17 protein-coding genes are annotated in these 21870 nt (G+C 60.4%); 4 read left to right on the top strand and 13 right to left on the bottom strand.

Going from position 1 to position 21870, the window contains the following annotated elements; genetic code table 11:
- From glgC to ACTIEN_RS01575, 6 genes are all read right to left on the bottom strand, one after another.
- Positions 1-1260 (bottom strand): glucose-1-phosphate adenylyltransferase, encoded by a 1260-nt coding sequence (gene glgC / locus ACTIEN_RS01600; RefSeq protein ID WP_439521351.1) that lies wholly within the window; start codon positions 1258-1260, stop codon positions 1-3.
- A gap of 27 nt (positions 1261-1287) precedes the next feature.
- Positions 1288-3501 carry a 1,4-alpha-glucan branching protein GlgB gene (glgB, locus tag ACTIEN_RS01595; protein ID WP_439521350.1) on the bottom strand — a complete coding sequence of 738 codons (2214 nt, stop codon included), beginning with the start codon at positions 3499-3501 and terminating at the stop codon, positions 1288-1290.
- A complete protein-coding gene (locus ACTIEN_RS01590; protein ID WP_439521588.1) occupies positions 3498-5876 on the bottom strand; it encodes a glycogen/starch/alpha-glucan phosphorylase in 2379 nt (792 codons plus the stop codon). The genes glgB and ACTIEN_RS01590 overlap by 4 nt, the downstream gene beginning before the upstream one ends.
- Before the next feature lie 200 nt (positions 5877-6076).
- Complete coding sequence (locus ACTIEN_RS01585; RefSeq protein WP_439521349.1) at positions 6077-6787, bottom strand: GNAT family N-acetyltransferase; 711 nt, start codon at positions 6785-6787, stop codon at positions 6077-6079.
- Complete coding sequence (locus tag ACTIEN_RS01580; RefSeq protein ID WP_439521348.1) at positions 6784-8172, bottom strand: aminotransferase family protein; 1389 nt, start codon at positions 8170-8172, stop codon at positions 6784-6786. Before ACTIEN_RS01580 ends, ACTIEN_RS01585 begins: the two co-directional genes overlap by 4 nt.
- Positions 8173-8358: 186 nt before the next feature.
- Positions 8359-9219 (bottom strand): zinc-ribbon domain-containing protein, encoded by an 861-nt coding sequence (locus ACTIEN_RS01575; protein ID WP_439521347.1) that lies wholly within the window; start codon positions 9217-9219, stop codon positions 8359-8361.
- Positions 9220-9402: 183 nt separating this feature from the next.
- Between ACTIEN_RS01575 and ACTIEN_RS01570 the strand changes: the two genes are divergently transcribed.
- Genes ACTIEN_RS01570 through ACTIEN_RS01555 form a run of 4 tightly spaced genes read left to right on the top strand, consistent with a single transcriptional unit; the run spans position 9403 to position 12311 of the window.
- A complete protein-coding gene (locus ACTIEN_RS01570; RefSeq protein ID WP_439521346.1) occupies positions 9403-10080 on the top strand; it encodes a cell division ATP-binding protein FtsE in 678 nt (225 codons plus the stop codon).
- Between the two features lie 26 nt (positions 10081-10106).
- Positions 10107-10982, top strand: coding sequence for a cell division protein FtsX (locus tag ACTIEN_RS01565; protein ID WP_439521587.1), 876 nt, complete (start codon positions 10107-10109; stop codon positions 10980-10982).
- Positions 10982-11719 carry a lysophospholipid acyltransferase family protein gene (locus ACTIEN_RS01560; protein ID WP_439521345.1) on the top strand — a complete coding sequence of 246 codons (738 nt, stop codon included), beginning with the start codon at positions 10982-10984 and terminating at the stop codon, positions 11717-11719. Before ACTIEN_RS01565 ends, ACTIEN_RS01560 begins: the two co-directional genes overlap by 1 nt.
- The gene (locus ACTIEN_RS01555) at positions 11703-12311 is read left to right on the top strand and encodes an MSMEG_1061 family FMN-dependent PPOX-type flavoprotein (protein ID WP_439521344.1); all 609 of its coding nucleotides are present in this window, start codon (positions 11703-11705) and stop codon (positions 12309-12311) included. The genes ACTIEN_RS01560 and ACTIEN_RS01555 overlap by 17 nt, the downstream gene beginning before the upstream one ends.
- A 365-nt stretch (positions 12312-12676) precedes the next feature.
- On the opposite strand, the gene lpdA is transcribed toward ACTIEN_RS01555, so the two are convergent.
- The 7 genes from lpdA to sucC form a co-directional block, all read right to left on the bottom strand.
- Positions 12677-14065, bottom strand: coding sequence for a dihydrolipoyl dehydrogenase (gene lpdA / locus ACTIEN_RS01550; RefSeq protein ID WP_439521343.1), 1389 nt, complete (start codon positions 14063-14065; stop codon positions 12677-12679).
- Between the two features lie 90 nt (positions 14066-14155).
- Positions 14156-14545 (bottom strand): MAPEG family protein, encoded by a 390-nt coding sequence (locus tag ACTIEN_RS01545; RefSeq protein ID WP_439521342.1) that lies wholly within the window; start codon positions 14543-14545, stop codon positions 14156-14158.
- 71 nt (positions 14546-14616) lie between these two features.
- Positions 14617-16149 (bottom strand): 2-oxoglutarate dehydrogenase complex dihydrolipoyllysine-residue succinyltransferase, encoded by a 1533-nt coding sequence (gene odhB, locus ACTIEN_RS01540; protein ID WP_439521341.1) that lies wholly within the window; start codon positions 16147-16149, stop codon positions 14617-14619.
- A gap of 3 nt (positions 16150-16152) precedes the next feature.
- The gene (locus tag ACTIEN_RS01535; protein WP_439521340.1) at positions 16153-19119 is read right to left on the bottom strand and encodes a 2-oxoglutarate dehydrogenase E1 component; all 2967 of its coding nucleotides are present in this window, start codon (positions 19117-19119) and stop codon (positions 16153-16155) included.
- Between the two features lie 33 nt (positions 19120-19152).
- Positions 19153-19617, bottom strand: a complete 465-nt coding sequence (locus tag ACTIEN_RS01530; protein WP_439521339.1) for a DUF805 domain-containing protein — start codon at positions 19615-19617, stop codon at positions 19153-19155.
- 53 nt (positions 19618-19670) lie between these two features.
- Positions 19671-20555 (bottom strand): succinate--CoA ligase subunit alpha, encoded by an 885-nt coding sequence (gene sucD, locus ACTIEN_RS01525; RefSeq protein WP_439521338.1) that lies wholly within the window; start codon positions 20553-20555, stop codon positions 19671-19673.
- An 80-nt stretch (positions 20556-20635) separates the two neighbouring features.
- The gene (sucC, locus tag ACTIEN_RS01520) at positions 20636-21829 is read right to left on the bottom strand and encodes an ADP-forming succinate--CoA ligase subunit beta (protein ID WP_439521337.1); all 1194 of its coding nucleotides are present in this window, start codon (positions 21827-21829) and stop codon (positions 20636-20638) included.
- Between the last annotated feature and the right edge of the window lie 41 nt (positions 21830-21870).

Below are 21870 nucleotides of genomic sequence, written 5' to 3'. Positions count from 1 at the left end.
TCAGCTGTCCAGTTTATCAATCATCGCTTGTGTGATCAGGCAGATACCGTTTTCCGACCGCCGAAACCGTTTGGCATCAAGCTCGGGGTCTTCGCCAACAACAAGATTTGGCGGGATCTTGACGCCACGATCGAGAACCACGTTCTTGAGAAAGGCACGCCGTCCCACCTCGGCATAGGGCAGGGCAACCACACCTTCGAGTTGCGAGAACGAATGGGTTTTCACGCCGGTGAACAACAGGCAGCGATACAGCGACGACCCCGAGATGATACATCCCCCCGACACCATCGAAGACACCGCCTGACCACGTCGTCCTTCTTCGTTGTGGATGAATTTTGCCGGTGGTGTGAGTTCCGAATAGGTCCAGATCGGCCAGTCGGTTGCGTAAATGTCCAGATCGGGTTTGAAATCGGTCAGGTCGATATTGGCCTGCCAATAGGCATCAATCGTGCCGACATCGCGCCAATAGGGTTCGGTTTCCAGACCGGACATCACACAGGACCGGTTGAACGGATGCGCCCGCGCACCGCCTTCCGCCACGATCCCAGGAATGATGTCCTTGCCGAAATCATTGTCCGAATCCGGGTTTTCGGCATCTTTTTGCAGGATAGTGTACAGGTATTCGGCTTCGAAGACGTAAATCCCCATGCTCGCCAGTGATTTGGTGTCGTCGCCGGGCATCGTCGGAGGGTCGGCAGGCTTTTCGACGAATTCAAGGATCTTGTCGGACTTGTCCACATGCATCACGCCAAAGCCCTTGGCCTCTTCGCGCGGGACGGCAATGCAGCCAACCGTCACCTTGGCCCCGGACCGAACATGTTCCTCGATCATGACCGAATAGTCCTGCTTGTAGATGTGATCCCCGGCAAGGATCAGCACATATTTGGGACCGTAGCCGCGAATGATCTCGATATTCTGGGTCACGGCATCCGCCGTGCCCTTGTACCAGTTATCCACGTTCAGCTGTTGCGAGGCGGGCAGGATATCCAGCGACTCGTTGCGCTCGGCGCGAAAGAAACTCCAGCCGCGCTGCATGTGGCGGATCAGGCTATGCGCCTTGTATTGTGTCGCCACACCGATGCGGCGGATACCGGAATTCACCGCGTTTGACAGCGCAAAGTCGATGATCCGCGTCTTGCCGCCGAAATAAACCGCCGGTTTCGCGCGCACATCCGTCATCTCTTTCAGGCGGCTGCCACGACCTCCGGCAAGAATGAACGCCATGGATTGTTGCGCCAGGCTGAAACGATCTTCTCTCATGTCTTTCCTCCCCTAAACCCGTGTCCGTCAGTTTTTGGCCAACTGAAAATACACGGTCGCCAATGGCGGTACGGTTATCTCGATCGAATATGGGCAGCCGTGCATCGAAACGTCTTCGGACCTCGCACCGCCGGCCGTTCCGGTATCGGTGCCGCCGTAGATCGCAGCGTCCGAATTCAGCTTTTCATCCCAATGTCCGGCCTCGGGAACGCCGATGCGAAAGCCGGTGCGCGGAATGGGCGTGAAGTTTGCGACAACCAGAACCGGCTGTGTGCCGTCCTTGCCATAGCGGACCCAGGAGAACACCGAGTCCGCCGCATTGCCGCCGTCGATCCAGCGGAAACCGTCTTCAGAGCTGTCTTTCTGGTAAAGCGCCGGGGTTTCCCGATAGAGCGCGTTCAAATCCCGCACGAGGTTCTGCATCCCCTGATGCGGCGCATATTCCAACAGATGCCAGTCAAGGCTGGTCTCGTTGTTCCATTCACCGCCTTGCGCAAACTCGCATCCCATGAACAACAGCTTCTTGCCCGGATGGCCCCACATGAACCCCAAATAGGCGCGCAGATTGGCGAACCGCTGCCAGTCATCGCCCGGCATCTTGCCCAGAAGCGACCCTTTTCCATGCACCACTTCGTCATGGGAAATCGGCAGGATGAAGTTTTCCGAAAACGCGTAATGCAGCCCGAACGTCATCTTGTCGTGATGGTATTTCCGGTTGATCGGGTCTTCGGCCATGTATCGGAGGGTGTCGTTCATCCACCCCATGTTCCACTTGAAGCCGAACCCAAGACCACCCCCGCTGGTCGGTGCGCTGACACCCGGAAAAGCGGTGCTTTCCTCGGCGGCCGTCAGGATGCTGTCATCGGCGGAATAGACCACCTCGTTCATCCGCTGCATGAAGGCGATGGCTTCAAGGTTTTCACGCCCGCCATCCTTGTTGGGCACCCATTCACCTTGCTTGCGCGAATAATCGCGGTAGAGCATCGAGGCCACGGCATCCACCCGCAGCCCGTCGATATGGTATTCCTCGAACCAGAATTTCGCGTTTGCGATCAGGAAGTTCAGCACCTCCGTCCTGCCATAGTTGTAGACCAGCGTGTTCCAGTCGGGATGAAACCCTTCCTTTGGATCGGCATGTTCATAAAGCGGCGATCCATCGAATTGACCCAGCCCATGCTGGTCGGTCGGGAAATGCCCCGGCACCCAGTCGATGATCAGGCCCAGACCCGCAGCATGGCAGGCGTCGACAAAGGCGCGAAACTCTTGCGGTGTGCCAAATCGCGAGGTCGGCGCAAAAAGGCCCACCGGCTGATACCCCCAAGAACCGCCAAACGGATATTCCGATACCGGCGTGAGTTCGATATGGGTAAATCCCATGTCCTTGGCATAGCCGACCAGCGACTCCGCCAGTTCGAGGTAAGTCAGCGACCGGTTGCCTTCTTCCGGGACGCGCCGCCAGCTTTCCAGATGCACCTCGTAGATCGAGATCGGCTGGTCGAACCTTTGCTTTGTGCCACGCGCCTTGAGCCACCCCGCATCGGACCACTCGTAGCCGTCCAGATCCCGCACGACGGAAGCGGTCTTGGGTGGCAGTTCCGCGCCAAACCCCACCGGGTCGGCCTTGAGCGGCAGCAGGTTGCCGGCCCCATCCAGAATTTCGTACTTGTAGGCCGTGCCGTCACCCAGCCCCGGCAGGAAAATCTCGTGGACACCTGTCGCACCGCGACGGCGCATGACATGACGGCGGCCATCCCACCCGTTGAAATTCCCCACAACCGACACGCGCGACGCATTTGGCGCCCATACGGCAAAATGTGTGCCTGCCACACCTTCATGTGTGCAGACATGCGCGCCCAAGGCATCCCAAAGCCGGTTATGCGTGCCTTCGCCCAGAAGGTATTCGTCGAGATCGCCCAGCTTGGGACCAAACGCATAGGCGTCCTGCTCTTCCCAGCGTTCTGCGCCCCGCGTCATGCGCAGCGTGTAGTCAAAGCGCTTCTTGCGGCGCGGGATCACACCGGCAAAAAGACCGTCACCCCCATCGACCCGGTCCAAAGCCGCAATCTTGCGGCCTGTCTTGGTGTCCAGAACCTCAACCGTATCTGCTTCGGGGCGCATGGCGCGCAGCACCAGCTTGCCGTCAACCTCGTGCAACCCGAGAACGGAAAACGGATCGCCGTGCCGCCCGTTGGATAGGGTGGACGCCGTGGCGCTGTCGATCAGGTCTGAACTCTCATTCATGCGGATTTCTCAAGCTTTGGGCGCGATACGCTCTCGGCGCCCCAGATGTCACGAGCATAGCCACGGATCGTGCGGTCGGACGAGAACCACCCCATGCTGGCCGTGTTGGCAAGCGCCATTGCCGCCCAGTTCTGCGGGTTTTGATAAGCCCTGTCCGCGCGACGCTGCGTGTCGAAATAGCTGTCGAAATCACAGGTCACGAGGAAATAGTCATGATCATAAAGCATTCCCACAAGGCCATGATAGCGGCTTGGGTCATGTGGTGCAAAACGTCCTTCGGCGATCTGGCCCAACACACGTTGCAGGCGCGGGCTGGCCTCGATTGCGGCGCGGGCGAAACCGTGATGGGTGCGGCGCTCCATCACCTCCTGCGCGGTCAGACCGAACAGGAAGAAATTCTCGGTTCCCACATGTTCGCGGATTTCCACGTTTGCACCGTCCAGCGTGCCGATTGTCAGCGCGCCGTTCAGGGCGAATTTCATGTTGCCGGTTCCCGACGCTTCCTTGCCCGCAGTCGAGATCTGTTCCGAGAGATCCGCCGCCGGGATCAGCCGTTCGGCCATCGTGACGTTGTAGTTCGGGGGATACACGATCTTGAGCTTGTCGCCCGTCACCTCGTCAGCATTGATCACCGCTGCCACGTCGTTGATCAGGCGGATGATGTCCTTGGCCACGAAATAGCCGGGTGCCGCCTTGCCGCCGAAAATCTTGACGCGCGGGGTCCAGTCGGCGTTGGGATTGTCGCGCATGTCATTCCACAGCGCGACGGTCTCCAGAAGGTTCATCAACTGGCGTTTATATTCGTGGATGCGCTTGATCTGCACGTCGAACATCGCGTCGGGGTCAAGGCTGACGCCCATTGACTGACCGATCCAGTTCGACAGGTTGACCTTGTTCTTGCGCTTGGACGCGGTGAACGCCTCGATGAACGCGGCATCGTCGCGCTTGGGCTTGAGCGCAGATAGCTGTTCCAGATCTGATACCCAGCCTTCACCGATGGTGTCAGTGATCAGATGGCGCAACGACGGGTTACAGCCATAAAGCCAGCGGCGCGGGGTGATGCCGTTGGTCTGGTTGATGATCCGGGTCGGGTGAATGCGGTGCAGGTCGGCAAACACCGTTTCCTTGACCAGTTCGGTGTGCAGCGCCGAGACGCCATTGACCTTGTGCGCCATGATGAAGGCCAGTTCCCCCATGCGCACGTCGCCGTGGTCAAGAATGCGCGGGCTGTCGGGAAATTCGGTCTGGTGGGCATGTTCGATGGCGCGGATGATTTCAATATGACGGGGCAGGATACGGCCCATCAAATGCTCGCTCCACCGTTCCAGCGCTTCGGGAAGCAGCGTATGGTTGGTGTAGGCCAGACATTTGCGCGCGAGCGGAATTGCCTCGTCCATCGGGATGTCGTGCTCATCCACCATTATCCGCACCAGTTCAGGTCCGGCAATGGCCGGGTGCGTGTCGTTGAGCTGGATCGCCACGTAATTGGGCAGGGCGCGGATGTCGTCGTGATCATTCAGGTAGCGGCGCAGCAGGTCCATGATCGACGCGGCGGTGAAGAAATATTCCTGCTTGAGGCGCAGTTCCTTGCCGCTTTCGGTGGTGTCGTCTGGGTACAGGACACGACTGATCGTGCGCGCCAACGCCTCGGACCGCCCGGCGGCAAGGTAGTCACCCCTGTTAAAGCTTTCGAGGTCGAACTCCTTGGCGGGCTCCGCCGACCAAAGGCGCAGCGTGTTGCCCCACTCACCTTTCCACCCCACAACGGGCGTGTCATGGGCCGTTGCCATCACGACCTCACCGGGATGCCAATGGGCCTTGCCCTCGTGGTGTTCAACATGCCCGCCGAACCCGATGCGGTACCGTGCTTCGGGGCGTTCGAATTCCCACGCATGGCGCTGGGTCAGCCATGTTTCGGGCTTTTCGACCTGCTGCCCCTGCGCAAAGCTTTGCTCGAACAATCCGTGTTCATAGCGGATGCCATAGCCAAAAGCGGGAATGCCGAGCGTGGCCAGCGAATCCATGAAACACGCGGCCAGACGCCCAAGCCCGCCATTGCCCAACGCTGCGTCCGGTTCGTCATGGACGATGGTGTCGTAATCCTGACCCAGTTCGGCAATCGCCGCCTTGACCGTGTCTTCCATTCGCAGGTTTGCGATCATGTCCTCGATCAGCCGCCCGATGAGGAATTCCATCGACAGGTAATAAACCCGCTTTGGCGAGGCTTCGTAGGTGGCCTTTGTCGATCGGAACCACGTTTCGACCATCTCGTCGCGCAGGACGAGCGAAATCGCGATGCGCCAGTCATAGGTCGAGGCATTTTCGGCGTCTTTGCCCAACGAATATTTCAGGCGGTTCAAAATGTCGGTTTTCATGGTCATCCAGCGGCGTTCCAAAGTCGGGTCAAAGGTTGCGATAGCGCTAACATTGGCTTCTAATAACCTATATTGCAGAAAATACCATTGCACATATTGCAGAGGTGCTTGCCAATTTCTTCAGGAATTGACTCCAAGGCAACAACCCGCCTTTGGCGTCGCCTCATTTCGAGGCATCTCTGGTGGTGTGGTTGGGGCAGTCAGAGAACGGACAGGGATTGCCTTTGCATCCCGTGTTCGTCGAAATTCTCGGGTGACAGCCAGCGGGTGAAACGCGCCTTCAGGTCCGGCCATTCGCTGTCGATGATCGAAAACCAGGCGGTATCGCGGTTGCGACCCTTGTAATGCGTGGCCTGCCGAAACGTGCCTTCATAGGTGAACCCCAACCGCTCTGCCGCTTTGCGCGAGGGCGCGTTCAGGGCGTCGCATTTCCATTCATAACGGCGATAGCCCAGATCATCAAAGGCGCGTGCCATCATCAGAAACTGGAACTCGGTCGCAGACCGGGTGCGTTGCAACGCAGGGGACAGGTTGATGAACCCCACCTCGATGCAGGCGCTTGCCGGCGCGATCCGCAGGTAACTGGCATGACCCAGAGCGCGCCCGTCCACGACAATCGCGTGCATCAGCGGATCGTCCATGACAATGGCCTGTTCGACCCAGGCGCGAAACGTTCCGGGGTCGTGATAGGGACCGTTGGGAAGGTAGGTCCAGATACGATCCTCTGTATCCTGTCGGAAGGCCGCATACAGATCGTCGGCATGGTCCATGGTCAAGGGCACGACCGAACAATAGCGTCCGACCATCTCCGCGCGTGGAGGAAAAGCGCGCGAAGATGGATCGGACAGAGGTAACCCGACGGGTTGGCCCAGCGCATTGCTGCGCTGGCCCGTGATCAATGGATCAGTCACCCAAATTCGCGGCCCAGGGCTTCGTCGACAGAGGCGATGATCTGGTCGATGTCGTCCTTGGTGGCAATCAGCGCGGGGCTGAAACACAGGGTGTTGTTCATGCCGGGCAGCGACCGGTTGGTCGCGCCAATGATGATGCCCTGCTGCATGCAGTCGCCCACAACCTTCTGCACCCGCTTTTCCGCCATCGGTGTGCGGGTTTCGCGGTCTTCGACCAGTTCGGCCCCAAGGAACAAACCCTTGCCGCGCACATCACCGATCACGCTGTGCTTGTCGGCCAGCGCATGAAGCTGGTCGAGCATGTAGTGGCCCATCGCCGTGGTGTTCTCGAGCAGGTCTTCGTCTTCGATAATCCGCATGTTTTCCAGCGCCGCTGCCGGGCCAGCCGTACAGCCGCCAAAGGTCGAAATATCGCGGAAATAGTTCATCGGATCGTCTGCATCGTCCTTGAACATCGAGAATACATCCTCGGTGGTCACGAGGCACGCAATCGCGGCATAACCAGACGCCACACCTTTGGCCATCGTCACCATGTCGGGCTGCACGCCGTAATGCTGGTAGCCGAACCATGTGCCGGTGCGGCCGACGCCGCAGACCACTTCGTCGATATGCAGCAGGATGTCATACTTGCGGCAAATCTCCTGCACGCGGTCCCAGTAGCCCTGCGGCGGGGTGATCACGCCGCCGCCCGCTGTGACCGGCTCAAGACACAGCGCGCCCACGGTATCCGGGCCTTCGCGCAGGATCACCGCTTCGATCTGATCGGCGGCCCATTCGCCGTAATTCTCGGTCGGGGCACCCTGATCGCCAGCGCGGTACTCAAGACAATGCGGTACGCGCACGAATCCCGGAGTGAATGGCCCGTACTGCGCGTTGCGTTCGTCCTGACCGCCAGCCGACAGACAGCCGATGGTGGTGCCGTGGTAATCGCGGTCGCGGTAAAGGATCTTGTGCTTGGTGCCGCCATAACGCTTGTGCGCGATCTGGCGGACCATCTTGAAGGCCTTCTCGTTCGCCTCGGACCCGGAATTGGTGTAATAGACCCGCGTCATGCCCGGCATTTTCGAGATCAGCTTTTCCGAAAACAGCGCACCGGGGATCGACCCGGCGGACCCGGCGAAATAATTCAGTTTCAGCAACTGGTCATAAACCGCCTTGGCGATGCTTTCACGGCCATAGCCGACGTTGACCGTCCAGACGCCACCGGACACGGCATCAAGGTGCTCTTTGCCCTTCTGGTCCCAGACCCGCATGCCTTTGCCTTCGACGATGATCCGGGGATCGTTCGTCTCAAACGGCTTGTGCTGGATAAGGTGATGCCACACATGGGCGCGGTCGGCTTCGACCACGCGGCTGAGATCGTTCTGGGACAATGTACCGTCCATGGGTGTCACCTCCGTCTGAGAATCAAAATGGGCCGGACGCATGTCTTGCTCTGGCGGGGCCATCTTGATCAGAACGCAGGACACACGTTAGGGCCAGACCTGCATCACGCATAGGTCCACATTGCAACCTGGCCATTGCCTATCACATCATCGGTTAAATGTCAGGCGGTCCGTATTGAAGGCGTTTCAGGTTCCGTCGGGTGCGGGGGGCTCTGTCGCACCGCCGCTGATCATCCCCATAATCGAGGCGATTTGCACATCGAGCCATGCGCGCAGCTGGTCGATCAACTGCACAAAAGTGTCAAGCGGCGCCTTGAGTTGCGGAATGGTATCCGCCAGTTGCGGCGCAAACACATAGATCGCCGCAGCGATGGCGAAGATCAAAAGTGTAAAGACAAAGCCGCGCCCAAACCCGCCGGACGTATCATCGTCATCATCAAGGTCTGCCTGAACCGTGCGGACCTCGCGCCGTTCGGTTGATGCACGCAGCGTCTGGTTGATCTCTTCCACATCCGGGAGCATATCGCCGCGCGATTTCGGGCGGTCGGTGACAGCCGATGCTGCGGCGGCGGCTGCTGCGGCCTCGGGGTTCTCTCCTCGCAGCTTGCGCATGCGGTCCTGTGCTTGCCGCGCGCGTTTTGCGGCCTCGTCCTCGGGCTCTTGCAGGCCAAGCTCGGGTTGTTCTTCAAGCGATCCCGCTTCGGCCTCGCGGCTGCGGGTTTCATGTTCGGCCTCTTCGCGCAGGATGTCGGCGATCGACGGGTCTAGCTCGCGGCGCTTGGGAGGGGCCGGGGGTGGTGTGCTGCCGGGCGTCGGCTTTTGATTGACCGAGGGCCGGTCCGCGATGTCGCTTTCGACTTCGGGATGCCACACGGCATCTTTGGGGGCTGCGGCCGCTGCCGCCATTGCTTCGGGGGTGTTGCTGGTGTCAGGCGCCTGAAACCAGGTGTTGCCGCAATTGGAACACTGAACGTCCCGTCCGTCGTCGGGAATGACGTCATCGGGGACTTCGTATTGTGCCCCGCAGCTTGGACATGTCAGCCGCATATTGCCTGTTGCCCCTATCCAGTTGGCCTTGATTTTGCGGCCAACCCCTTTGCTCACCGTTTGAAATGCACCATAAGCGGGCCTTTCCGCTTGTAAAAGCCTATTGTTAACCCTCCGCCGCATTGAAACCGGCACGATGCTCAGGCACAACAACGCGGAACAAGTGGCAGGGACAAGACCGCCGTGATCGAGTTGGAAAATGTGGCCTACAGTTATGGCGGTGGCGAATTGCTCACGGACATGACTTTGACAGTGCCGCCGGGGTCATTTCATTTCCTGACGGGGCCATCGGGATCGGGCAAGACCACGTTTCTCAAACTGTGCTACGGCGCGCTTCAGGCGACGGCGGGGCATGTGCGGCTTTTTGATCGGGATGTGCGCGGTCTGGGTCGGGATGACGTGGCGCTGTTGCGGCGCAAGATCGGTGTCGTCCACCAGGATTGTCAGTTCCTCGACCATCTGCCGGTGACCGAAAACGTCGCCCTGCCTCTGGCGGTGTCCGGACAGGATGCAAACGGCGCGGATGCCAACCTCAAGGAGCTTCTCGCATGGGTTGGGCTGACGTCGCGCGCGGATGCCTTTCCGCCAGAGCTGTCGGGTGGTGAACGCCAGCGTGCGGCGCTGGCCCGGGCAGTGATCATGTCACCCGATGTCATTCTGGCGGATGAACCCACCGGCAATATCGACTGGGAAATGTCCCAGCGCCTGCTGACCCTGTTGGTCGAGCTGAACCGCATGGGCAAGACGATCCTGATCGCGACCCATGACCTTGGCCTGATCCGCGCGGCAAAGGCGCAGGTTCAGACGCGGGTTCTGCGGATTTCCAACCGGCGTCTGCAAATGGCAGGGGCTGACCTGTGACCTTTGACCTGCGCACAACGGCCAAAATGCTGCAATTCGACGAAAAGTCGGATCGCGTTGTCCCGCCCACCGGGTTCACAGCTCGGCTGACCCTGTTCAGCGCGTTTGCCATGGCGTTCCTCGCAGTCTTTGCGCTGGCCTTGTCGCTGGCCGCAGGGCGCGTGGCGGATCGGTGGGGGGAAGAGCTTGCGCAATCGTCGACCGTGCGCATTTCCGCGCCGGCTGGTGAGGTGGCAACCCAGACCGAAGCCGCGTTGCGCGTTCTGCGCACGACGCCGGGCATTGTCGATGCACGGGCCCTGACACTTGACGAACAAAGGGCGCTTTTGACCCCGTGGTTCGGCTCCGATCTTCCGATCGAGGATCTGCCCCTGCCGCAACTGATCGACATTGTCGAAACGGATGATGGGTATGATTCCGCCGGCCTCCGACTGCGCCTTGCCGCCGAAGCCCCTGCCGCGGTGCTGGATGACCATGCTCGCTGGCGGCGTCCGCTGATCGAGGCGGCGGCGCGGCTTCGTTTGCTGGGCTGGGTCTCTATCCTGCTGATCGCCACAGCCACGGCGGCGATGGTCACGCTGGCCGCGAATGCGGCGCTTGCGGCGAATGCGCAGGTGATTGCCGTATTGCGGCTGGTCGGGGCCAAGGACACCTATATCGCCAGTGCCTTTGTCCGACGTTTTGCCCTGCGGGCGTTGACCGGTGCGGCGTTCGGGACGCTGGCCGGGATCATCGCCTTGTTCCTGATCCCGACCGGAAGCGACACAGCCGGGTTTCTGACGGATCTGTCCATTCAGGGCTGGGGATGGGTCTGGGTGATCCTGATCCCGCCGCTCTCGGGGATTGTCGCCTTCGTGGCCACCCGCTTTGCGGCCCGTCGTGTGTTGGAGGAATTGGCCTGATGGCATACGCAATTCAGTGGACCAGGTCACTTGTCTTCATCATCGCGGTTTATCTGTCGATCGCGGTTGTGGGTCTGGTTCTGTTTCCCTGGGCGCTGGTGTCGCGCAAAGGGGCGCGGACCGGGTGTATGAGCGTGTGCCACTTCGTGCGTTGGGCAGCGCCCTGGATGATCGGCCTCAAGACCGAAATTCGCGGCACGCCACCGGATTATGAATGCCTTGTCGCGTCCAAGCATCAAAGCTTTCTGGACGTATTCATGGTCTTTTCCGTGATGCCTGCGGGCAAATTCATCATGAAGCGTATCCTGATGTATTCTCCCATTGTCGGACAATACGGTCTGCGCATCGGCTGTATTCCTGTGGACCGGGGCAAGCGGGGCGCGGCGATCAGGCAGATGGTGGAAGCGGTGCGCAATGGGGCTGCGACGCCTGGGCAACTGATCATCTATCCGCAGGGCACCCGGATCGCGCCGGGGGTCAAGGCCCCTTACAAGATCGGGACGGCGGTGCTTTATGAACAGCTCAAACAGCCCTGCGTGCCCGTGGCCACAAATGTCGGATTGTTCTGGCCCAAACGTGGCATTTATCGCCATCAGGGCACTGCTGTGGTCGAATTTCTTGAGCCGATCCCGGCGGGACTGGCACGGGATGTGTTTCTGACCCAGCTCGAGACCCGGATCGAGGCTGCGTCGAACAAACTGAACGAAGAGGCTGGATTTCATGCTGCGCAGAATTGAGACGATCACCGACCTTGAGGCGCTGTATGGCACGCCTTCGGGACCAGCGCTGAGCAAGGTGACGGATCATCTGACCCCAAGTTATCGTCGCTGGGTCGAGTCATCCCGATTTTGCGTGGTCTCGACGGTGGGATCACGGGGGGCTCATGGCACGCCGCGCGGTGACATTGATCCGGTTGTCCGAATCCATGATGCAAAGACGCTGCTCTTGCCGGATTGGCAGGGCAACAACCGGCTGGATGGGTTGCGCGACATCATCGAAGACCCCCGCATCGCCTTTCTGTTCCTGATCCCCGGCACCAAGACCACGGTGCGGGTGAATGGTCGGGCCTTCCTGACCGACGATTCCGATCTGCGCGCCTCGTTCGAGAAGAAAACCCGTCGACCTGCGACGATCATCGTGACCGAAATTGTCGAGGTGTATTCCCAATGTGCCAAGGCTCTCATGCGGTCCGGTCTCTGGGACGGTGCTCCGGTGCCCGAGGGTTTGCCGACGGTTGGAGAGATCCTTGCCGATGCATCGGCCGGGGAAGTTGGCGGTCTCGCCTATGATGTGGATTACGAGGAACGGTCGATCCCGAAGCTTTGGTAAGCGCCGCCGTTCGGTCGGTTTCCAAATGCTTAACCCGGTCGCGGCAGTCTGGCCCCACGTTGCGCAACGAGCGGACAGGGTCACTCCCACACCGCGATCCAATTGACGTTTCTCTTATCCGGTGGTGACGCACCGACCATGAGAGACCGGTTTCAAAGGCCCTGAACAGGGGCACAGGTCCGGGGATTTCCCCGAATTCAAGAGAACCGTCAGCCCGAAAGGGGCGGCGCCGCTTCGATCATCAGACACGGTAAAGGCCCATCAAAGCGGCCTTGAGACGTGGTTTGCAAACCGCGTGAACAAGCGCGTTGAAACGCGCTTGAAGGAAGCCTTTTCGAAAAGGCTTCCCGCTTTGGCGTGTCCGTTTACATGTGAATGGGACCGTCGCCGCAGGCCAGCGCGGCCTCGCGCACCGCTTCGGAATAGGTCGGGTGGGCATGGCAGGTCAGCGCCAGATCTTCCGCCGACGCGCCGAATTCCATGGCCACGCAAATCTCGTGGATCAGATCGCCCGCCATCGGGCCGATGATATGCGCGCCCAGGATGCGGTCCGTGTCCTTGTCGGCAAGGATTTTGACGAACCCGTCACCCGCAAAGTTCGCCTTGGCACGGCCATTGCCCATAAAGCTGAACTTGCCGACCTTGTAGTTCCGGCCCGCTTCCTTGAGCTGTTCTTCGGTCAAACCGACATTGGCGACCTCGGGATGGGTGTAGATCACCCCCGGAATCACGCCGTAATTCACATGGCCTGCCTTGCCCGCGATCACTTCGGCGCAGGCCATGCCTTCGTCCTCGGCCTTGTGGGCCAGCATCGGACCGTCGATGCAATCGCCGATGGCGTAGACGCCTTTGACATTGGTCTGCCAGTGGTCGTCGGTCTTGATCTGACCGCGATCTGACATCTCGATCCCCAGCGCGTCCAGACCCAGACCATCGGTGTAGGGGCGGCGCCCGGTGGAGACCAGCACCACATCCGCATCCACGGTGTGTTCGCTGTCATCCTTGCGCAGTTTATAGGTGACCTTCGCCTTGGTCTTGCTGGCGTCGACCTTTTGTACCGCAGCCCCAAGGGTAAAGCTCAGACCTTGCTTTTGCAGCAGCTTCTGGAACGCTTTCTGTACTTCGCCGTCCATGCCCGGTGTGATCGCATCAAGGAATTCGATCACCTCGACCTCGGTGCCAAGACGGCTGTAGACCGACCCCAGTTCCAGCCCGATCACACCCGCGCCGATCACCACCATCTTCTTGGGGATCTTCGGCAGATCCAGTGCGCCGGTGGACGTCACGACGACCTTCTCGTCGATCTCGATGCCCGGCAGGCTGCTCGGTTCGGACCCGGACGCGACAATGATGTTCTTGGCCTCGTGTACCTCGTCACCGACCTTGACCTTGCCGGCCTCGGGGATCGACCCCCAGCCCTTGAGCCAGTCGATCTTGTTCTTCTTGAACAGGAATTCGATGCCCTTGGTGTTCTGGCCGATCACGTCGTCCTTGTAAGCCAGCATCTGTTTCCAGTCGACCGACGGGCTTTTGCCCTTGAGGCCCATCTTGGCAAAATTGTGCTCGGCCTCGTGCAACATATGGCTGGCATGCAACAGCGCCTTGGACGGGATGCAGCCGATGTTGAGACAGGTGCCGCCCAGAGTGTCACGGCCCTCGACGCAGGCAGTTTTCAGGCCCAGCTGCGCACAGCGGATCGCGGCCACATAGCCGCCCGGGCCGGAGCCGATAATGATGACGTCGTATTGTGCCATTGTGCGGTGTCCTTTGTATTGGGTGGGGAAGGGGGCGCTGCCCCCGTCGCCGTTCCGGCGACTCCCCCGGAGTTTATGGGCAAGATGAAGCTACATGAGGGCTGCCAGTAACAGGTAGAGCGTGGCCAGGAAACCAATCGCCCAGATCAGCGACCGCCAAGGCACCCAGCCGAAGACATAGGCGGGGATGTAAAGAACGCGGGCCAACAGGTAGAGCGCGGCGGCCAGCGCCGTCATGTCCGTATTCTGGCCGGAATAGGTGATGACCATGACCGCGATGCCGAAGAGGATCAGCCCTTCGAAATGGTTGTCCATGGCGCGTTTGAGGCGCCCTGCTTTGCCGGTGAGTTCGATCGCCCTATCGCGGGGCTTGAGTGCGGCCTTGGTCCCGGCCTGCTTCTGCCCGGCAATGGAATAGAGCGCCAGTTGCAGGACTTGCAGCAGCGCGGCGAGGGTGAGGGCGGTGAGTTCGGGGGTCATAGGCGCACCAATTGGTGCGTGAGATCACACACCCTACAAGGCCGTAGGGTGCGTGCTGGCACGCACCGTCCTTACAAATCCATCAACAACCGACGCGGGTCTTCCAGCGCCTCTTTCACTCGCACGAGGAACGTCACAGCTCCTTTGCCGTCGACGATGCGGTGATCATAGGACAGCGCGAGGTACATCATCGGGCGGATCTTGATCTCGCCGTTGATGACCATCGGGCGGTCCTGGATCTTGTGCATGCCGAGGATACCCGATTGCGGCGGGTTGAGGATCGGCGAGGACATCAGAGAGCCGTAGACGCCGCCGTTCGAGATGGTGAAGGTGCCGCCCTGCATTTCCGCCATCGACAGCTTGCCATCCCGGGCGCGGCGGCCTTTCTCGGCGATGGCCTTTTCGATCTCGGCAAAGCTCATCTGGTCGGCATCGCGGATCACCGGAACCACCAGACCCTGCGGGGTGCCCGCGGCGACGCCCATGTGGACGAAGTTCTTGTAGACGATGTCGGTGCCGTCGATCTCGGCATTGACCTCGGGCACTTCTTTCAGCGCGTGGCAGCAGGCCTTGGTGAAGAAGGACATGAAGCCAAGGCGCACGCCGTGTTTCTTCTCGAAGAGATCCTTGTATTCGCTGCGCAGCGCCATCGTTTCGGTCATGTCCACCTCGTTATAGGTGGTCAGGATCGCGGCGGCGTTTTGGGCGTCCTTGAGGCGGCGCGCGATGGTCTGGCGCAGGCGGGTCATCTTGACCCGTTCCTCGCGCGAGGCGTCATCGGCGCTGACGGGTGCGCGGGGGGCGGCGGGGGCCGCCGCCTGTGCCTGCGGAGCGCTTGACGCGGCGGCGACCGCCTTGGCGACATCGTCTTTCATGATGCGCCCATCGCGGCCAGAGCCCTGCACCTGATCGCTGGAAATCCCGGCTTCGGCCATCGCTTTCTTGGCGGATGGTGCGTGTTCCACATCTGCATTGCCCGAGCTGGCAGGTTGTGCGGCAGGGGCCGGAGCGGTTTCCTGCGCGCTGGCCGAGGCAGCGGCACCTGCGCTGCCGCCGATCACCCCAAGCTTGCCACCGGCTGCAACGGTGCTGCCTTCTGCGGCGATGATTTCGGACAGAACACCGGCGGCAGGTGCGGGAACTTCGACAGACACCTTGTCGGTTTCCAGTTCGCAGAGCATTTCGTCCTGCGCGACGGTGTCACCAACCTTTTTGAACCAGGTCGAAACGGTGGCTTCGGACACGGATTCACCCAGCGTCGGCACCATCACGTCAATCGCCGATCCGCTGTCATCCGAGGCCGCTTTCGGCGCGGGTTTCGCCTCTTCCGAGGGGCGTTTTTCGGGGGTGGTCGCGCCTGCCTCACCGGCCTCGGCGATATTGGCCAGAAGCGCATCGACACCCACCGTATCGCCTTCGTTCGCCACGATATCGGCCAGCTTGCCTTCCGCGGGTGACGGCACTTCGACCGTCACCTTGTCGGTTTCCAGTTCGCACAGCATTTCATCCATTGCAACGCTGTCGCCCGGTTTCTTGAACCATGTGGCAACCGTTGCCTCTGTCACGGATTCGCCCAGGGTGGGCACGCGCACTTCGGTGGTCATGTTTTAGTTCCCTTCGATCGTCAGCGCTTCGTCAACGAGTGCTGCTTGCTGTGCTTTGTGTTGGCTGGCCAGACCGGTCGCCGGTGAGGCGGACGTGGCGCGGCCTACATATTTCGGACGCGCGTTCTTGGCGCCGATGCGTCCCAGGACCCATTCAAGGTTCGGTTCCATAAAGGTCCATCCGCCCTGGTTCTTGGGTTCTTCCTGACACCAGATCATCTCGGCCTGCGGGAAGCGTTCCAGTTCCTTGACGGCAGAGATGGCGGGGAACGGGTAGAACTGTTCGAAGCGCAGGATGTAGACATCGTCAATGCCGCGCGCATCGCGTTCTTCAAGCAGGTCGAAGTAGACTTTGCCCGAACACATCACGACGCGTTTGATCTTGTCATCGGCGACGAGTTTGGTGTCCGAGTTGCCATATTGCGCATCGTCCCACAGAACGCGGTGGAAGCTTGACCCGGTTGTGAACTCGTCGGCCTTCGACACTGCCATCTTGTGCCGCAGCAGCGATTTGGGTGTCATCAGGATCAACGGTTTGCGGAACGACCGGTGCAGCTGACGGCGCAGGATGTGGAAATAGTTGGCCGGGGTCGAACAATTGGCAACGATCCAGTTGTCCTGACCGCACATTTGCAGAAAGCGTTCCAGACGCGCGGAAGAGTGTTCCGGCCCCTGACCTTCGAACCCGTGCGGCAGCAGGCAGACAAGACCGGACATCCGCAGCCATTTGCTTTCGCCCGAGCTCACGAACTGGTCGAACATGATCTGCGCGCCATTGGCGAAATCGCCGAACTGGGCTTCCCATAGGGTCAGTGCGTTCGGTTCCGCCAGCGAGTAGCCGTATTCAAAGCCAAGCACTGCGTATTCCGACAAGGCGGAATCGATCACCTCGTAGCGCGACTGGCCTTCTCGGATATGGTTGAGCGGGTAGTAGCGTTCTTCGGTGTCCTGATTGATCAGGCCGGAATGCCGTTGGCTGAACGTGCCGCGTGTGCTGTCCTGACCGGACAGACGCACCGGGTAGCCTTCGGTAAGAAGCGATCCGAACGCCAGGGATTCCGCTGTCGCCCAATCAAAGCCTTTGCCGGTTTCGAACATCTCTTTGCGCGTTTCAAGCAACCGGGTGATGGTCTTGTGCAGCGCGAACGTGTCCGGAGGCGAGGTCAGCGCGGTTCCGATCTCGGCCAGTGTTTCGGGCGTGATCGAGGTCTTGCCGCGCTGGTACTTGCCCTGCTTCTGACGGTCCAGATGTGACCAGCGGCCATCCAGCCAATCGGCCTTGTTGGGCTTGTAGGTCTTCCCGGCCTCGAATTCCTCGTTCAGGTGGCTTTGGAACGCCGCCTTCATATCCTCGATTTCGCCTTCGGGGATCAGGCCGTCCTTGACCAGACGTTCAGTGTAAAGCGAGAGCGTGGTCTTCTGCTGTTTGATCTTCTTGTACATCAACGGGTTGGTGAACATCGGTTCATCGCCCTCGTTGTGACCAAATCGGCGATAGCAGAAGATGTCCACCACGACGTCCTTGCCGAATTTCTGACGGAACTCGGTTGCCACCTTGGCAGCGTGGACCACCGCTTCGGGGTCGTCGCCATTGACGTGGAAGATCGGAGCCTCGACCACAAGCGCGTTGTCCGTCGGGTAGGGTGACGACCGCGAGAAGTGCGGCGCGGTGGTAAAGCCGATCTGGTTGTTCACCACGATATGCATGGTGCCGCCAGCCTTGTGGCCACGCAGGCCCGAGAGGGCGAAACATTCCGCAACCACACCCTGACCGGCAAAGGCCGCGTCGCCGTGGAGCAGGATGGGCATGACCTGACGGCGCTCGGTGTCGCCCATCTGGTCCTGCTTGGCGCGCACCTTGCCCAGCACAACCGGGTTCACCGCTTCGAGGTGCGATGGGTTGGCTGTCAGCGACAGGTGAACGGTGTTTTTGTCGAACTCGCGGTCACTGGACGCGCCAAGGTGGTATTTCACATCGCCCGAGCCGTCGACTTCGTCGGGTTTGAAACTACCGCCCTGGAATTCGTTGAAGATCGCGCGATAGGGTTTCTGCATCACGTTGGCCAGAACCGACAAGCGACCCCGGTGCGGCATGCCGATGACGATTTCCTGCACGCCCAGGTTGCCACCGCGCTTGATGATCTGTTCCATCGCGGGGATCAGGCTTTCTCCGCCATCCAGACCAAAGCGCTTGGTGCCCATGTACTTGACATGCAAGAACTTTTCAAAGCCTTCGGCCTCGACCATCTTGTTCAGGATCGCCTTGCGGCCTTCGCGGGTGAAGGCAACTTCCTTGCCGTAGCCTTCGATCCGTTCCTTGAGCCACGCGGACTGTTCGGGGTCCGAGATGTGCATGTACTGAAGCGCGAAGGTGCCGCAATAGGTGCGGCGCACGATGTCGAGGATCTCGCGCATGGACGCGATCTGGAGGCCCAGAACGTTGTCGATGAAGATCGGGCGGTCCATGTCGGATTCGGTGAACCCATAGGATTTCGGGTCCAGTTCCGGATGGGAGGTCTGTTCGCGCATGCCCAGCGGGTCGAGATCGGCGGCAAGGTGGCCCCGGATCCGGTAGGCGCGGATGATCATCAGCGCGCGAATGCTGTCGAGCACGGCGCGCTGGATCGCGTCGTCGGTGACCTCGACGCCCTTTTCCTGCGCCTTGGCCTTGATCTTGTCGCCGGCGGCCTTGGCCTCGACCGGGGCCACGGGCCATTGACCATCCAGCGCGGCTGTCAGGTCATCGTTTGGCTGTGGCGGCCAGTCGGCGCGCGCCCAGCTTGGGCCGGTCGCCTCTTTCTTGACGCTGATGTCGTCATCGCCCAGTTGCCGGAAGAACGCCTGCCAGGACTCATCGACCGCGTTGGGGTCATTGGCGTATCGGGCGTACATCTGTTCAAGATACGCCGCGTTGTGCCCCTGCATGAAGCTGGAAGCGTGGAAAAGATCGTTGGGGCTCTGGTCGGTCATGACGTCACCTTGGGTTTCTGGGGGCGAGCGGAATCAGGAGTGTTGGGTGGGCGGAGGCCCGTAGGCGTTGGTCTCTGGCTGTGACGGGCGCGTCAGCCACCACAGGAACAACAGGCTGACGATCAACTGCACAAAGCCGAGAATCGAGAAAAGCGCCATGTTGCCCATGTTGGGCATCTGCCCGGTCGCCATCGCGTCGGGGTCCGGCATGTCGGGGGCGAACAGTGTGGTCAGAAGGCCAAGACCGAAGGGAATGACGATATACCATCCCGGACGCCCGGTATCCTGCAAGCGCCGGAAGCCTGCACCAATCATTGGACTGAGCAGTGCAAGGGCGTACACGATATAAAGCCCCCACCAGATAAGCTGGGTGACGACCGCGCCGATCAGGAAGGCGAGAAAGAACCACCAATATTCAGAGCGCGACGCGCGGCCCTGAAAGCTGGCGTATTTTTGCATGAGACAGGTGCGAACGGCTGTCTGGAAATCCATCGTCATATCTGTAGCCTCCCTTGGTGTGGTTGAGCCGGGCTTGATGCCCGGCCTCGTCTTTAACCCTTGATCGCTTCAAGCACGGCTTCGCCAAGTCCGGCGGGACTTTCGGCGACGACGATGCCAGCGGATTTCATCGCTTCGATCTTGTCGTCGGCACCACCTTTGCCACCGGCGACAATCGCACCGGCGTGGCCCATGCGGCGGCCCGGAGGGGCGGTGCGGCCTGCGATGAAACCGGCAGTCGGCTTCCAGCGGCCTTTCTTCTTTTCATCGGCCAGGAACTGCGCCGCTTCTTCCTCGGCAGAGCCACCGATCTCACCGATCATGATGATGCTCTCGGTCTCGTCATCGGCAAGGAACCATTCCAGCACGTCGATATGCTCGGTGCCCTTGATCGGGTCGCCGCCGATGCCGACGCAGGTGGACTGGCCCAGACCCACATCGGTGGTCTGCTTGACCGCTTCGTAGGTCAGCGTGCCGGAACGGGACACGACGCCGACGCTGCCGCGACGGTGGATGTGGCCGGGCATGATGCCGATCTTGCAGGCGTCGGGTGTGATGACACCGGGACAATTCGGGCCAATGAGGCGCGACTTGGAGGTTTCCAGCGCGCGCTTGACCTTCATCATGTCGAGCACCGGGATACCTTCGGTGATGCAGACGATCACTTCCATTTCGGCGTCGATCGCTTCGAGGATCGAGTCGGCAGCGAAGGGGGGTGGGACATAGATCACGGAGGCGTTTGCGCCGGTTTGGTGCTTGGCCTCGTGGACCGAGTTGAAGACCGGGAGGTCAAGATGCGTCATCCCGCCCTTGCCCGGTGTCACGCCGCCGACCATCTTGGTGCCATAGGCGATGGCCTGTTCGGTGTGGAACGTGCCCTGCGAGCCGGTAAGGCCCTGACAGATCACTTTGGTGTTTTCGTCGATGAGGACTGCCATGTGGCGTTCTCCTGAGTAGGGTGCGTGATTTCACGCACCGATCATTCCGGGAAGGTGCGTGAAATCACGCACCCTACGAATTATCCTTTAACCGCTTTCACGATCTTCTGGGCGCCATCCTTGAGGTCGTCGGCGGCGATCACGTCGAGGCCGGAGTTCTGGATGATCTCCTTGCCCTTTTCGACATTTGTGCCTTCGAGACGCACCACCAGCGGCACCTTGAGGCCGACCTCTTTCACCGCCGCGATCACGCCTTCCGCGATCACGTCGCAGCGCATGATGCCGCCGAAGATGTTGACCAGAATGCCTTTGACCTGCGGGTCGGAGGTGATGATCTTGAACGCCTCAGTGACCTTCTCCTTGGTCGCACCACCGCCCACGTCGAGGAAGTTGGCAGGCTCAGCGCCGTAAAGCTTGATGATGTCCATGGTCGCCATGGCAAGGCCCGCGCCGTTCACCATGCAGCCGATCTCACCGTCCAGAGCGATGTAGTTGAGGTCGTACTTGGACGCCTCAAGCTCTTTCGGGTCTTCTTCGGTGGTGTCGCGCAGTTCCGCGATGTCGGGATGGCGGTAGATCGCGTTGCCGTCGAAACTCATCTTGGCGTCGAGGCATTTAAGGTCGCCCGCGTCGGTGACGATCAGCGGGTTGATTTCCAGCATCTCCATGTCGTTTTCGACGAACATCTTGTAGAGCGTACCCATGAGCGTGACGCATTGCTTAACCTGTTTGCCCTCAAGGCCAAGGTTGAACGCGATGCGGCGGCCGTGGAAGGGCTGGTAGCCGGTGGCGGGATCAACGCTGAAGGACAGGATCTTGTCAGGCGTATTCTCGGCGACTTCCTCGATGTCCATGCCGCCTTCGGTGGAAGCGACAAACGAAACGCGGGATGTCTGGCGATCCACCAGTATCGCGAGATACATCTCGGTCTCAATTCCCGAGCCGTCTTCGATGTAGATGCGGTTGACCTGCTTGCCGGCATCGCCTGTCTGCTTGGTCACAAGGGTGCGGCCCAGCATCTTCTTGGCTTCTTCGGCGGCTTCTTCCACCGACTTGGTCAGGCGCACACCGCCTGCTTCGCCCGCGCTTTCTTCCTTGAACGTGCCCTTGCCGCGACCGCCTGCGTGGATCTGCGCCTTGACCACCCAGAGCGGGCCGTCCATTTCGCCTGCTTTGGTCTTGGCCTCTTCGGCCTTGAGGACCACGCGGCCGTCCGACACCGGGGCGCCGTAGCTGCGTAGCAGTGCTTTCGCCTGATACTCGTGGATGTTCATCGGTCAACTGTCCCGTTTATTGCTGCGATTTTGGCCGATAT

Source organism: Marivita sp., from assembly GCF_051859345.1.
In the GTDB taxonomy this organism is placed as follows: domain Bacteria; phylum Pseudomonadota; class Alphaproteobacteria; order Rhodobacterales; family Rhodobacteraceae; genus Marivita.
The sequence above is the reverse complement of the archived record's forward strand: the minus strand, read 5'-3'. Positions and strand labels throughout refer to the sequence as shown.